At 57.0% G+C, this 13,006-nt stretch carries 14 protein-coding genes; 4 read left to right on the plus strand and 10 right to left on the minus strand.

The window, feature by feature from the left end; all coding sequences use genetic code 11:
• Positions 1 to 210 precede the first annotated feature (210 nt).
• Positions 211 to 585, minus strand: coding sequence for a 50S ribosomal protein L7/L12 (gene rplL / locus ACR0LF_RS21110; RefSeq protein WP_480583190.1), 375 nt, complete (start codon positions 583 to 585; stop codon positions 211 to 213).
• Between the two features lie 79 nt (positions 586 to 664).
• Positions 665 to 1,183 (minus strand): 50S ribosomal protein L10, encoded by a 519-nt coding sequence (gene rplJ / locus ACR0LF_RS21115; protein WP_480583193.1) that lies wholly within the window; start codon positions 1,181 to 1,183, stop codon positions 665 to 667.
• Positions 1,184 to 1,623: 440 nt separating this feature from the next.
• On the opposite strand from rplJ, the gene ACR0LF_RS21120 reads away from it, so the two are divergent.
• Positions 1,624 to 2,553, plus strand: a complete 930-nt coding sequence (locus ACR0LF_RS21120) for a phosphotransferase (protein ID WP_480856464.1) — start codon at positions 1,624 to 1,626, stop codon at positions 2,551 to 2,553.
• A gap of 67 nt (positions 2,554 to 2,620) precedes the next feature.
• Here the strand turns inward: ACR0LF_RS21120 and rplA are convergent, their stop codons facing one another.
• The gene (rplA, locus tag ACR0LF_RS21125) at positions 2,621 to 3,319 is read right to left on the minus strand and encodes a 50S ribosomal protein L1 (RefSeq protein ID WP_480583200.1); all 699 of its coding nucleotides are present in this window, start codon (positions 3,317 to 3,319) and stop codon (positions 2,621 to 2,623) included.
• Position 3,320: 1 nt separating this feature from the next.
• Complete coding sequence (gene rplK, locus ACR0LF_RS21130) at positions 3,321 to 3,770, minus strand: 50S ribosomal protein L11 (RefSeq protein WP_480583202.1); 450 nt, start codon at positions 3,768 to 3,770, stop codon at positions 3,321 to 3,323.
• Between the two features lie 381 nt (positions 3,771 to 4,151).
• On the opposite strand from rplK, the gene ACR0LF_RS21135 reads away from it, so the two are divergent.
• The 3 genes from ACR0LF_RS21135 to ACR0LF_RS21145 all read left to right on the plus strand — a co-directional run bounded on the left by ACR0LF_RS21135 (position 4,152) and on the right by ACR0LF_RS21145 (position 7,354).
• Positions 4,152 to 5,381 carry a peptidoglycan-binding domain-containing protein gene (locus tag ACR0LF_RS21135; protein WP_480583205.1) on the plus strand — a complete coding sequence of 410 codons (1,230 nt, stop codon included), beginning with the start codon at positions 4,152 to 4,154 and terminating at the stop codon, positions 5,379 to 5,381.
• Positions 5,382 to 5,825: 444 nt separating this feature from the next.
• Positions 5,826 to 6,593, plus strand: coding sequence for a hypothetical protein (locus ACR0LF_RS21140; protein WP_480583208.1), 768 nt, complete (start codon positions 5,826 to 5,828; stop codon positions 6,591 to 6,593).
• Positions 6,590 to 7,354: a hypothetical protein gene (locus ACR0LF_RS21145; RefSeq protein ID WP_480583211.1), complete on the plus strand. Its 765-nt coding sequence runs from the start codon at positions 6,590 to 6,592 to the stop codon at positions 7,352 to 7,354. Before ACR0LF_RS21140 ends, ACR0LF_RS21145 begins: the two co-directional genes overlap by 4 nt.
• Positions 7,355 to 7,464: 110 nt before the next feature.
• Here ACR0LF_RS21145 and nusG read toward each other — a convergent pair whose 3' ends face one another.
• The 6 genes from nusG to ccoG form a co-directional block, all read right to left on the minus strand.
• Positions 7,465 to 7,998, minus strand: coding sequence for a transcription termination/antitermination protein NusG (gene nusG, locus ACR0LF_RS21150; RefSeq protein ID WP_039539910.1), 534 nt, complete (start codon positions 7,996 to 7,998; stop codon positions 7,465 to 7,467).
• Between the two features lie 198 nt (positions 7,999 to 8,196).
• Positions 8,197 to 8,394: a preprotein translocase subunit SecE gene (gene secE / locus ACR0LF_RS21155; protein WP_050605011.1), complete on the minus strand. Its 198-nt coding sequence runs from the start codon at positions 8,392 to 8,394 to the stop codon at positions 8,197 to 8,199.
• A gap of 99 nt (positions 8,395 to 8,493) precedes the next feature.
• On the minus strand, positions 8,494 to 8,652 hold the full coding sequence (gene ccoS / locus ACR0LF_RS21160; RefSeq protein WP_170455067.1) for a cbb3-type cytochrome oxidase assembly protein CcoS: 159 nt from the start codon (positions 8,650 to 8,652) through the stop codon (positions 8,494 to 8,496).
• Between the two features lie 5 nt (positions 8,653 to 8,657).
• On the minus strand, positions 8,658 to 10,835 hold the full coding sequence (locus ACR0LF_RS21165; protein WP_480583215.1) for a heavy metal translocating P-type ATPase: 2,178 nt from the start codon (positions 10,833 to 10,835) through the stop codon (positions 8,658 to 8,660).
• 3 nt (positions 10,836 to 10,838) lie between these two features.
• Entirely contained in the window at positions 10,839 to 11,297 is a 459-nt protein-coding gene (locus ACR0LF_RS21170; protein ID WP_480583219.1) for a FixH family protein, read from the minus strand.
• Positions 11,298 to 11,299: 2 nt separating this feature from the next.
• Positions 11,300 to 12,727 carry a cytochrome c oxidase accessory protein CcoG gene (gene ccoG / locus ACR0LF_RS21175; protein WP_480583222.1) on the minus strand — a complete coding sequence of 476 codons (1,428 nt, stop codon included), beginning with the start codon at positions 12,725 to 12,727 and terminating at the stop codon, positions 11,300 to 11,302.
• Between the last annotated feature and the right edge of the window lie 279 nt (positions 12,728 to 13,006).

Consider the following 13,006-nt stretch of genomic DNA (forward strand, 5'->3'; position numbering starts at 1 on the left):
CCGTCGGGCCCCGGCATCTTGCACAATCGAGACAACACGTCCGGATCAATTCATGGCCACCGTCCCGAAGGCAGCCTCCCGATCCGAAAACCGTGTCTTAGAAAACGCCCCCGTCGATGAGGCCCTTTCTAAGACAGGTTCGGCTGGACCCGGATTTCTCCGGACCCAGCCAAATTCTGCGGTGCATCAGAGACGCACCAGACAACGGGCTTAGGCCAGTTCGACCTCGGCGCCAGCTGCTTCCAGCTTGCCTTTGATCTCTTCGGCTTCGGCTTTGTCGATGCCTTCTTTGATCTTGCCGCCAGCTTCGACCAGCTCTTTGGCTTCTTTCAGGCCCAGACCGGTGATGCCGCGAACTTCTTTGATCACGTTGATTTTCGAAGCACCGGCGTTCTTCAGAACGACGTCGAATTCGGTTTTTTCTTCCTCAGCTGCGCCGCCGGCGTCGCCAGCTGCTGCAACCATTACGGCGCCGCCAGCTGCGGGCTCGATGCCGTATTCGTCTTTGAGGATGGTTTTCAGTTCTTGTGCTTCCAGCAGGGTCAGACCCACGATGCTTTCTGCGAGTGCTTTCAGATCAGCCATTTTATCAGCTCTTTCCGTTTACAGTGTGTGTTCCAACGTCAGGGTATTCACCCTACGCAGATCATTCAGTGCCAACCGCTTACGCAGCTTCCGCCTTCTCTTCGATGGTGGAAAGGATGCTTGCGATGTTGCTTGCAGGTGCGCCAATCGCGCCGGCGATGTTCGAAGCAGGTGCGCCAATGCAGCCCACGATCGAAGCAATAAGCTCCTCGCGAGACGGCATTTTCGAAACTGTTTCGACGCCATTGCGGTCCAGAGCGTTCTCACCCATTGCACCACCAAGAATTTCAAAATTCTTGTTTTCCTTGGCGAAGTCCTCGGCCACCTTGGCTGCTGCCACGGGGTCCTCGGAATAGGTCAGAACGGTCATCCCTGTCAGCAGGTCGGCCATGCTTGCACACGGCTTACCCTCAAGGGCGATTTTGGCGAGCCTGTTCTTGGCAACACGCACGGCACCACCCGCGTCACGAGCACGTGCGCGAAGGTCCTGCATCTCGGCAACTGTCAGACCGGCGTACTGAGCAACCACTACGACGCCAGAGCTTTCGAAGATTTGGCCGAGTTCCTCGACCACTTTCTCTTTCTGGGCTCTATCCACAGTTCTCTCCAAGTTTGGGATGTCGGACATCCCGGCTCATATTTGCCGCGGTCGAAACCCCGGCGTTCAGGTCCGTTGTTACGGGATTGGCCAAAATGCGCCCGAGGGTTGGACCCTCAGAATTCTTTGGTCTTACCCGTCTCGGGCAGGGAATTAAGGGGCCGGATGGCACCACCCACCGTCTTGGACGAAACAAAATAAAGCGCACGACGAATCGCACGCTTTATTCCGTAGCCCTACTTAGGGCAGATGGCACCGGTTTCCAAGGGGTAAATTGCACGCTAACAAGATCAATGTTTCACGCTGACGGACTGCATCTGCGCCGCCGTCCGAACCATTGACACAGCACCTATGCTCTTGTCTTGTCAGTCCCGCCATCGCAACGAAAAACCACGCAGTCCTGCAAAACAATGCCAGCTCTTACAATTTCAGAATACGAAATGGCAACCCGTTTTGCCAACGAGTTTGCGCGGCACGCGATGATCGAACGCATCAAGGGGCTTCACTGCGTCTACAGATCGCATGACTTCCCCGAAACCCGACTGGTTTTCAAAGTCGAAGCACCGTCACAGGATTTTGCACTGAAAATCGATACGCTTTCGCCTGAATCCGGGCGTCTGGCCAGTGAATTTCAAACTCTCAATCGGGTTTATGAGCATTTCAAACTGCACGAAGCGGCGCGGGTGGTGCGCCCTGTCTTTCTGTCACCCTGCGGAGCGGCGATGATCACCGAATATGTCGACCGTCCGACGGCCGTCGATATGATTTACAACGGCACGAACGACAAACAGGTCGCACAGGTGTATCGCCGCGCAGGGTCCTGGCTGCATCATCTTCACAGCATTCAGAAACCAACCAACTATGCGTTTCGGCCACGATGGATGACAGACAGCATCCGCGATCTGGTCACGTCGCTCCCGCCCCACATCGACCGGATGAGCCGCCCCATGGTCGAGGCATTTCTGGTCGAAGCCTCAAACCTCCGCGGCAGGCCGGATATACGCGTGTTTTCTCATGGGGATTTTCATGGCCTCAACCTGATCATGGGTCAGGGCACCACAATCGGTCTGGATTTTACCGAGGCCCGGGACAAGTTGGCCGTATACGACATCGTGGATTTCCTCAAAGCCGATATCTTCCGCGAGGGCAACGCCCATGATGTTGATCGAAGCGGCATTCTCAAAACAAACAAAGAGATGTTTTTTCGGCTCTACCGCCATCCGATAGACGTCGACATCCTCGACTGCTGTCTTCGCGGTCGCCTGTTGAAAGACTGGTTACGCCTTTGGCAGACGGATTTCACCTGCAGCCCGTTTGAAGAACGCAAACGCGACAGGCTGGAGACGCGTTTGAAGCAAGCGTTTCTGTAAGCTTCACAAAAAAGAACCCGGGTGGTTTGCACCACCCGGGTCAATTCCTAACGACATGCAGTCAGGCTTATTCGCCCGAAGCCTCTGCAACATCGACAGTTACGCCGGGGCCCATGGTCGAGCTCAGCGCGATTTTCTTCATGTAGGTGCCTTTGGCGCCCGACGGCTTGGCTTTGGCCACAGCCGAAACGAATGCACGAACGTTCTCGACCAGCTTGGCTTCGTCGAAGGACGCTTTGCCAACACCGGCGTGCACAACGCCGCCTTTTTCAGCTTTGAACTGAACTTCACCGCCCTTGGCTGCTTCCACGGCCGCTTTCACATCCATGGTCACAGTGCCGACTTTGGGGTTCGGCATCAGGTTGCGGGGGCCCAGAACCTTACCCAGACGACCGACGATCGGCATCATGTCCGGGGTGGCAATGCAGCGATCGAATTCGATGGTGCCGCCCTGGATGGTTGTCATCAGGTCCTCTGCGCCAACGATATCTGCGCCCGCTTCCTTTGCCTCGTCGGCTTTGGGGCCACGTGCAAATACAGCAACGCGCATAGTTTTACCGGTGCCGTTGGGCAGGCCGACAACGCCGCGAACCATCTGGTCTGCATGACGGGTGTCAACGCCCAGATTCATCGCGATTTCGATGGTCTCGTCGAATTTCGAGGTTGCGTTGGCTTTGACCAGGGCAACTGCTTCGTCCACCGACAGGTTTTCCTTGCCAGCGACAGCTTCGCGCGCAGCGCGGGTACGTTTACCGAGTTTTGCCATCTTACTTCACCTCGATGCCCATAGAGCGGGCCGAGCCCAGGATGATCTGCATTGCGCCTTCAACGTCGTTGGCGTTCAGATCTTTCATTTTGGCTTCGGCGATTTCACGAACCTGCTTCGAGGTCACGGTTGCCACGGTCTCACGACCGGGGTTTTCCGCGCCACGGGGGCGGTTACGCTTGCCGACTGGCTTCAGACCAGCTGCTTTTTTCAGGTAGTAAGACGCGGGCGGCGTCTTGATGTCCATGGTGAAGGACTTGTCCTGATAGTAGGTGATCACAGTCGGGCACGGAGCGCCGGGCTCCATGTCTGCGGTCTTGGCGTTGAACGCCTTGCAGAATTCCATGATGTTGATGCCGCGCTGACCCAGCGCCGGACCAACTGGCGGCGACGGGTTCGCCTGACCTGCAGGAACCTGCAGTTTCATCTTACCAGCAAGCTTCTTGGCCATTTGGTTTTCCTTTCAACTAAGGTGAAACGCGTTTCACCCAGACTATGTTGCGTGGTCCGATCCGGGATCGCGATCCCAGCAACCTCCCACGAGAGAATCTCGCCCGAAGACGATAGAGGCGGCGTTTATAGGGGAATGGTGGGGTTGGCAAGCGTTTGGTGCCCCAATCCGGAGATATCGAATCGAACTCCGGCAGGCTTATCGCCGACAAAAAGTATCCCGACCAAGATCGGTGCGGTGGAGCGCGGCTTTAACAATATAATAACGCAGCAGAATCCAGCGATACGCCGCTCATCAGGCAGATGTTTGCGCCTGTACGGCAACAAAATCCAAGGCTGTGCTATACTCAGTTAAAATAGTGATTTTTGGTGGAGGTTGATTATGATCATTCGTTTAATCTTGACTCTTGGCATCGCTGTTTCCCTTGCTTTGACAGCCCCCCAGACCGCGCGGGCTGACGCAGGTGATTTTCTCGGCGGTGCCGTTGTCGGCGGGGTTGTTGGTTACGCAATCGGCAAAGACCAACAAAGGAAAAAGTCGCGCTCAACGACCACAACAAATCGGACTTATCGGTCGGGCATTCCATCGACCACACAAGGCGCGCAAACCCAGACCGCGCTCAATTATTTCGGATACAATGCCGGACGGGTCGATGGCCAGGTCGGTCGCGGCACCCGGTCGGCGATCGAACGCTATCAGGCCTCGATGGGCTATCCTGTCAATGGCTATGATTTTCAGCCCTATCAGTACGACTTTCTGATGCAGGCCTATTATTGGGCGACAAGCGGTGGACAGACGGCCACCCAGCTTTCCGGCCAACCGCTATTGATGGCATATCGCCGCCAAGTACACACAGGGTCTGCCGTGGCTGTGGCCCCCCAAGCCCCGGCGCCAGCCGTACCTGTTGCTACGCCTCAGGAGGTCGAGCTGGAACCGGACGTTACTGAAACAATGTCTGCCAGCCTGCCCAGCCTGTTTTCCGGCGGTACCGGAGGTACCGGAGGTCCGTCGCTGGCCAATCGCTGCAGCGGTGTGATGCTGCAAACATCAACCAATGGCGGCTACACAACCCTGTCGAACATGTCCGATCCTGACTTTGCGCTCAGCGAGCAGTTCTGCCTTGCACGCAGTTACGCGATGGCGCGCGGCGAAGATCTGATGCAGGACATTCAGGGTCTGACGCCGGATCAGGTCAGTGCCCAATGCGACTCGTATGGTGAAATGTTGGCGCCACAGGTTGACGCCCTGTCGATCAGTTCGAAAACAGAGGCAGAAACTCAGATGCGCAAACTTGCGCTGGACTCCGGGCTAAGCCCCGAAGATCTTGCCGCAACAAGCAAGGTTTGCCTAGCGATTGGCTACCGTCAGGACAACATGGATTCCGCGGTTGGATCAGCTCTGATGTTGGTGGCAATGGGTGAACCCGCCTATGGTGAGTTGATTGGTCACCACCTGCGCGAAGGCTTCGGCGTGCAGGAGCGCCGCGATCTTGCGATGCAGTGGTATGACGCGAGCCTTTCGGCACTCGACGCCGGGTCGCAAGCTGTGTTCTTGCCGTCCCAGACCGACCGTCCGCAACTGCTGCGAGCTGCCATGGTTCAGGCGCAATAGTCCGATTGAGCAAAGACTTATAATCTGAAAGTCTGTATCAAAGAACGTCGCGAAGCCTGTAGCTTCGCGGCGTTTTGCATTTGCCCTTAGCTTGGCGCACTAAGCAGAGCTCAGGTTGATCCAAGCTTCTTTCTGCCAGAGAGGTTTTCTGACGGCCATGACATCGACAAAGATACCGGACCGGAGACGTTGGAAAGAGGTCGGTAAAACCAATGATCAACCTTTTTGCTCTGATCTGACGCAAACGCCTGTACTTGCCTTCGAAGAAAAAAGAAATTCAGATACTTATATTGATTAAGAACCGCTGACGGGTATCTTTAGGCAGTTTTGTTACAGAAGGGACGGTCTGGGATGGCACCATCTCGACTAAACAAGGGGCTATTTATTTGCGTTCTTTTTGCAATGTTGCCCGGATGCGGCAGCAAAGCGCAAGATCAGGGTGCAGTGTCCGAGACAGTTACCCAAACCGAAGTGTCCCAGAACGCCTCTTCGCTCAACACGGCAGGAATCGATCCCGCCACCTATGCCGGTCGCTTTCAAGTCAAATTGACCAAGGAAGTTCCACTTCGTGACATTCCCGTGCCCTTCACCGTCTACGGCGGCCTAGAGGAATCCAGCCCAACCCGTCTGCGATTGCGCGCATTCATGGATTTGCGTGGATTGCAGGAAAAGGCCCCCCAGATTCTGACTGGCCCGTTGGAAGAAACCTGCAAACGCCAGATCTACCTTGAGATCCGAGATGTCACCGCCATAGGTGAAACCGTAAAGGTTGAGGGTTCAGCCCGTGCCCAATTCACGCGGTGCAAACGGAATGAACAGCGCGGCTTTCAGTATTTCGGGGCTACCGTGGATGCGATTGCTGTCGCCAAGGCAGAAGTTAAGGGCCAATGCCTTACATTCAGCATCGAAAGCGCGGACCTCAGCCCGCGCGGTTTCATCGGAGCCGTTACCAACCTTTTCGGCCTGACCAACCACATCAACGAAGCGGTGCTTGAAAAGGGTGGCGCGTTTTTGGCGGACAATCCGGTTTGTCCGCCTCTACCTGAAGAGTTCTCTGTTCTTGATCCGATTTACGAGTCCGGTGGAACGCGCGAAATTGCGCCCGGAGGAATGGGGGCCGCTGTTGTCGGATCGGCCGATGTAAGTGCCGAGACAATAGTCAAAGTCCTTGCAGGGTTGAAAGAACTTGGCGTGCTGGAGTTTGCGGAATGAGACTTTGGTTTATTCTCCCGGCCGTTATGGCGGCAGTTCTGGGCGCCCGGGCACCCGGGGCACAACAGGTGGATTTTGTCATAGACGCGACACTACCCGTTCGCGATACAGAGTTGCCATACACGCTTGATCTGAACCTCACTGCTGCTGCTCCTACTCGGATCGGGGTTGGCGCCCTTCTCGATCTGCGCGAAATTCAGAAAATTGTGCCTGAGCAGTTGGCAGACAATGCGATCGTCGACAATTGCGGTCTACAAGTGCGGCTCGATGACTTGCGCTTTGAAGCCGAAAGGGATGTGATAGATCTGGATGGCGATGTAACTGTCACGATCTTCGAATGCAGCCGCACCACCGAGCGCGACTTTCAGCGCGGTGAACAAAAAAGAGCCATCTTGGCCAAGATGTCTACCGAAGCGACTGTAGAGCTTCGTGAAAACTGCGCCTATTTCAAGCTGATTGATCTGACACTCACGGCCCCCGAAGAACAACGCGAGCAATTGCTGCAAGACGACACTTTGGACTCTGTAAAAGAGTTGATGTTGGCTGCGGTGGATCTTGTCCTGAACGAAACCCCTTTATGCCCTGAACTCCCGCCAGAGCTCGCGTCACTTGATCCAGCCTACGACAAAGGCGGTCCGCGTGAGATCGGAGAGGGGGGTCTTGGCGTTTTTCTGGACGGTTCCGTCGATGTCAGCCCCTCCACAATTCTCGACATCCTGACTGTTCTTCAACAGCAGGAGCTTATTCCGGGTCGACCGTAGCAAAGGCTGTTCCCTGCACTTGAGCCGCAAGTTCGAAAATTGGTTTCGCCAAAACAAAAACGCCGCGTTGCATATGGCAACGCGGCGTTGAAAACAAATGGGAAAAACCCTTAGCTCTGCTTGGTCACCTGCGTAAAGTCCAGCTCGACCGGCGTCTCGCGGCCAAAGATCGAGACCGAAACCTTCAGCTTCTGGTTCTCGTCGTCCACGCCCTCGACCATGCCATCGAAATCCTCGAACGGGCCATCGTTGACCTTGACCTTCTCGCCAACTTCGAAGGTGATCATCAGCTTGGGCGCTTCTTCACCTTCCTGAACGCGGTTGAGGATCTGGTTCACCTCGGCGTCGCGCATCGGCATCGGGCGGCCTTGCGGGCCGAGGAATCCGGTGACGCGGTTGATCGAGTTGATCAGGTGATAGCCCTGATCCGACATTTCCATGTGTACCAGTACATAGCCGGGCATGAAGCGGCGTTCGGTCGTGACCTTCTTGCCGCGGCGCACTTCGATCACCTCTTCTGTGGGCACCAGTACTTCGTCGATATCGTCCTCAAGGCCCTGCTCGGCCACCGACGTGCGGATCTGCTCTGCGATCTTCTTTTCGAAATTCGAAAGAACGCTGACCGAGTACCACCGTTTCGCCATGAACCTGTCGTCCTTGTTTATCTTCGGGGCATCGCGCTTGCCGGACGCACCCGTCATTGAAATCCTGTCACGTCATCCGGAATAAAAAGCGGCGCGCAGCCCGAATCGCCACACGCCCATTCCGAATAGTCCCGTGTGAACTACTCTGACATTCCGCGCTGTGCAAGGGGGCAGCGGCGTTTCCGGAGCCTTGGCCGATTAGCTGAACGCACCAAGGATCAGTTGCAGCCCACCGCGAATACCCAGATCAACCAGTGCAAAGAACACAGCTGTCAGCGCCGCCATGATGAAAACCATAACCGTGGTCAACAGCACCTCGCGCCGGGTCGGCCAGACGACCTTGGAAACTTCGGCACGGACTTGCTGAATGAACTGGATCGGGTTGGTGGTGGCCATGAGGCTTGGTCTCTCTGCTAGCGGATGGGCCGGACATAGCCGGGCATTGCGGCAATTTCAAGGGCAGTTGGATCAACTCTGCCCATATCGGGCGTTTGATCAGGGTTTGGGTTTGTCATCCCATTCGTCACTCAGGATTCTGCGCGCATCGCCTTCGGGGTCTTCGTACTGGTTCGAACGAACGGTATAGACAAATGCGACCAGACCAACGCCCCCCAGAAACAGGGAAATCGGGATCAGATAGGCAAGCACTTCCATTTGGGTTACCTCAGCCGCAATGCGTTGAGTGATACGGTAATCGACGAGGTCGACATCGCCAAGGCCGCGATCAGCGGTGTCGCCAATCCTATAACCGCCAGGGGAACGGCAATCACGTTGTAAACCGTCGCGATCTGGAAATTCTCGCGGATGCGCCTGGTGGCTTTGACAGCCGTTTCGCAGGCATCTGCAATGGGTGACAGGTCATTGCCCAGCAGCACAATATCCGACGCCACCCGTGCCGCATCCAGCGCCGAAGCCGGTGAGATCGACACATGCGCTGCCGCCAAAGCAGCAGTATCATTCAGCCCATCGCCGACCATCAGAACATTGCGGCCCTGATCGCTAAGCTCCTGAATGCGCTTCGCCTTGTCCTGCGGTAAAGCCTCGGCGATCCAATCCGTGATCCCCAGCTTTTCCGCCAATGCGCGTACGGCACCCTGCGAATCTCCGGAAATCAGCAGCACATGCTTGCCGGAAGCGCGCAGAGCGTCGACGGCTTCTGCCGCGCCGGGGCGCAACGCGTCTGAAAACCGGAACGCCACGGGCGCGTCCTCGCCGATTGCCAGCCAGGCCGAGGTATCCTCGCCCTGATCCGCACAGACCCAGACCGCACGCCCTAAGCGCACGCGTTGTCCACGATATTCCCCTTCTGTGCCATATCCGGGCACTTCGGTAATACCTTGTACATTCGCTGGCTTGATCCCTGACTCGCGCGCTGCTTTGGCCAGTGACATGGATAAGGGGTGCGCAGAGGCCTCGGCCAACGCCAGTGCAACCTCAACCTTCGCCCGCGCGTGTTCCCCCAGATTAACCAGTTCCGGGGCACCGGATGTCAGGGTGCCAGTCTTGTCGAACACAACTGTATCGGCCTCGGACAGCCGCTCCAGCGCGGTTGCGTGTTTGATCAGCATACCTTTGCGGAACAATCGACCCGATGCGGCTGTCGTCACCGCCGGGACAGCCAATCCCAAAGCGCAGGGACAAGTGATGATCAGAACCGCCGCAGCGATGTTGAGCGCGGTACGCAAGTCGCCGGAATAGATGTACCACCCAACAAAGCTGAGCGCCGACAGGATATGGACACCGGGCGCATAAAGCTTGGCCGCCTTGTCCGCCAGCGAGGTATAGCGGGACCTGCCGGATTCAGCGATGGCCACCAGATCGGCCATGCGGTGCAAGGATGTGTCTTCGCCCACAGCCGTCGCCTGAATGGTCAAAGGCCCGGTCAGGTTCACTTCGCCCGCGCTGACAGCCTGTCCGGCTTCTGCAAAGACAGGCACTGTTTCACCAGTCAAAAGGGATCGGTCCAATTCTGACTGGCCGGACACGATCTGACCGTCCACGGGCATACGCCCACCCGGACGCACAAGGATCAAGTCTCCGACGCGCAACTCGGCAACGGCAATCTCTGCTTCTGCCCCATCCACAATCCGAATGGCGCGGGGAACTTCCAAAGCCGTCAACTCTTCGGCTGCCGATCTGGCCGCGGCACGGGTGCGGTAATCCAGATAGCGACCTGCCAGCAGGAAGAAGGTCAGTGTCAGAGCCGCATCGAAATAGGCGTGCTCACCGCTCAGCGCGGTTTCCCATAGGGATGTGATCAGCGCCAGCAGGATCGCCAGCACAATCGGCACATCCATGTTCAGCCGCCGCACACGCAGCGCGCTCCAAGCATTGGCAAAGAAGGGCTGGGCCGAAAACGCAATCGCTGGCAACGCAATCGCAGCTGATATCCAGTGGAACATGTCGCGCGTCGCATCGGTCGCACCCGACCAGACCGACACCGACAAAAGCATCACATTCATGGAGGCAAACCCGGCCACCGCCAACCGCATCAGCAGGTCGCGCCCTGCCTTGTCTGTCTGAGTGGCCGACAAAGCGCCGGGGTCAAGCTCATGCGCCTCGAAACCCGCCTTTTCAAGCACAAGGATCAGATCGACTGCTCGGGTTTCCGGAGCGGCTTTGATCATCGCGCGTTTCAGGGTCAGGTTCACCCGCGCGTCTTCCACGCCGGGATGCGCGTTCAATTCACGCTCGACCGTTGCGATACAGGCCGAACAATGAATGCCCGGCAGCGACAAGGCAATCTGCACGTCTTCCGGCATGGGCCGGGCCGGTTCCGCCGGGGCCGCAAGACAGCCCGAGCAGGCTGCCGTGCCGGAAGAAAGCTGCGCCGTCATGGCCTACCCCTTCACATACAGCGGGACACGCTGTGAAAACTCGGCGCCACTGCTGTCACGCGCGACCAGTCGGATATTCCAGTTGCCCTCTGCCAATGTTGCGGGCGCGGCATAGGCGATGCCATCGAACGTGAAATCCGGTGTAAAATCGTCGCGCACATGGGTCGCCCGGCCAACAACTGCCTGCAGCTCGCTGACTTGAACCGGCGCACCGCTTTCGTCCGTGATATGCAGGATCAACAGGCCGCCTTTGGTTTCCGCCCGAACGGTCCAGCCCAGAGCCTGATGTTCTTTCAGACGCTCATTAAACTCCTGACTGGCGACATAAGAGTTTTTGACCTCCAACCCGGGAAAGGTTTTCACCGCGTTGTAAGCCAGCACAAGGTTCACCGTGATGATCACGCCAAAGGCACCGACAAACACGGCCAGAGCGTGCTTTCCAGTGAATTTACGTTCAGCCATGATCAGTTTCCTCGTCCGTTAAACGTGGTGTCCTTATAGGCGCGCTCACCGCTATTGAGGTCTTCCACCCAAATCCGCACCGGTGTCGCGTCTGCTCCGGCCGGGCCCGAGTTGGGTGACGCAACAACATAAACACGGGTCAGTTGCGCGGTATCTGCCGGAACGTTCACAGTATGAAGGTTGGTTCCCTCGATTTCCAGCCGCATGGCCGGATCACCGGTCAGGGACAGTGTGAACAGGCGATCCTCACCATACTTGTTGCGCAGGCGCACGTCATATGTGTTGCGAATTGTACCGTCTGACAGTGTCACGAAGGTGGGGTTACGCACCGGCGCAACAGTCAGATCGATGTCGGACCGGATAAAAAGGGCGAACAGCAGCGCGAAACCCACCAGTGACCACATGGCGGTGTACATGATGGTGCGGGGCCGCAAGATGTGTTTCCAGACGCTCTTGGCTGGCAAACCAGAGCGTTCATGCGTTTCATCGCTGAGCGCCATGTAGTCGATCAACCCGCGCGGTTTGCCGATCTTGGCCATCATGTCGTCACAGGCGTCGATACACAGGGCGCAGGTGATACATTCCAGTTGCTGACCATCGCGGATGTCGATGCCGACAGGGCAGACGTTCACGCAAGCCATACAATCGATGCAATCCCCTAACTCGGACTCCGCCGTCCGCTTGCCCTTGCCGCGCGGCTCGCCCCGCCATTCGCGATAGCCAACGACCAGCGTGTCTTCGTCCATCATTGCGGCCTGAATGCGTGGCCAGGGGCAAGCGTAAATGCAAATCTGCTCTCGCGCGAACCCGCCAAAGAAGAACGTGGTGCCTGTCAGGATCAGCATGGTCGTATAGGCAACCGGGTGGGCATTGCCGGTCACAAGATCACGGGCCAGTGTCGGTGCGTCTGCGAAATAGAACACCCAGGCACCGCCCGTCGCCAAACCGATCAGAAACCAGGCGGCCCATTTGGTCACCCGCAAGCGGGCCTTGCGGAGATCCAGTTTTTCCTGACGATGCAGGCGCAATCGGGCGTTTCGGTCTCCTTCGATCCAGCGCTCGACCAGAATGAACAAGTCCGTCCAAACTGTTTGCGGACAGGCATACCCGCACCACACGCGCCCCAGAGCCGATGTAAACAAAAACAGACCCAAGCCCGCCATGATCAACAGACCCGCCACAAAGTAGAACTCATGCGGCCAGATCTCGATCCAGAAGAAATAGAAACGGCGGTTGGCCAGATCCAGCAGAACAGCCTGATCCGGCAAGCTGGGGCCGCGATCCCACCTGATCCAGGGCGTCACGTAGTAGATGCCCAGCGTAACGATGAGAATGATCCATTTCAGGTTACGAAACGGCCCGGAAACGCGTCTTGGAAAGATGGGTTCTCTCGGGGCGTAAAGGCTGGGGGCGGGATCGGAATCGCTCACTGGCTGGCTCCACAAATGGGTCTTCTGAAGGCGTCTTGTTCCAGATCATGCACGGATGAACTTTGACATGGGTCAAAACGCGCATCGAGCAATCATCTTTTGCGTTTCAGAGAGCTGGCGGTTGGAGAAATTCAAACGCCCAAGCCTCTGCCACACGGTTTTCGGCCCGGAAATAACGTGTTTTTCAAGCAGGCCAGTGTGATGAAGATAGTACAAACATCGGCTTCCGACCAATTGTCGCAGCGGGGCTAACTGCAAGGGAAACACTCAACTGAACCC

This window comes from Ruegeria sp. E8 (assembly GCF_056533985.1).

Excerpts from the sequence above, each read along its gene's own strand:
- nusG (WP_039539910.1), bottom strand. The coding sequence starts at position 7,998 with ATGGCGAAACGGTGGTACTCGGTCAGCGTTCTTTCGAATTTCGAAAAG.
- rplK (WP_480583202.1), bottom strand. The coding sequence starts at position 3,770 with ATGGCCAAGAAGCTTGCTGGTAAGATGAAACTGCAGGTTCCTGCAGGT.
- ccoS (WP_170455067.1), bottom strand. The coding sequence starts at position 8,652 with ATGGAAGTGCTTGCCTATCTGATCCCGATTTCCCTGTTTCTGGGGGGC.
- ACR0LF_RS21135 (WP_480583205.1), top strand. The coding sequence starts at position 4,152 with ATGATCATTCGTTTAATCTTGACTCTTGGCATCGCTGTTTCCCTTGCT.
- rplA (WP_480583200.1), bottom strand. The coding sequence starts at position 3,319 with ATGGCAAAACTCGGTAAACGTACCCGCGCTGCGCGCGAAGCTGTCGCT.
- ACR0LF_RS21120 (WP_480856464.1), top strand. The coding sequence starts at position 1,624 with ATGGCAACCCGTTTTGCCAACGAGTTTGCGCGGCACGCGATGATCGAA.
- rplL (WP_480583190.1), bottom strand. The coding sequence starts at position 585 with ATGGCTGATCTGAAAGCACTCGCAGAAAGCATCGTGGGTCTGACCCTG.
- ACR0LF_RS21170 (WP_480583219.1), bottom strand. The coding sequence starts at position 11,297 with ATGGCTGAACGTAAATTCACTGGAAAGCACGCTCTGGCCGTGTTTGTC.
- secE (WP_050605011.1), bottom strand. The coding sequence starts at position 8,394 with ATGGCCACCACCAACCCGATCCAGTTCATTCAGCAAGTCCGTGCCGAA.
- ACR0LF_RS21145 (WP_480583211.1), top strand. The coding sequence starts at position 6,590 with ATGAGACTTTGGTTTATTCTCCCGGCCGTTATGGCGGCAGTTCTGGGC.
- ACR0LF_RS21165 (WP_480583215.1), bottom strand. The coding sequence starts at position 10,835 with ATGACGGCGCAGCTTTCTTCCGGCACGGCAGCCTGCTCGGGCTGTCTT.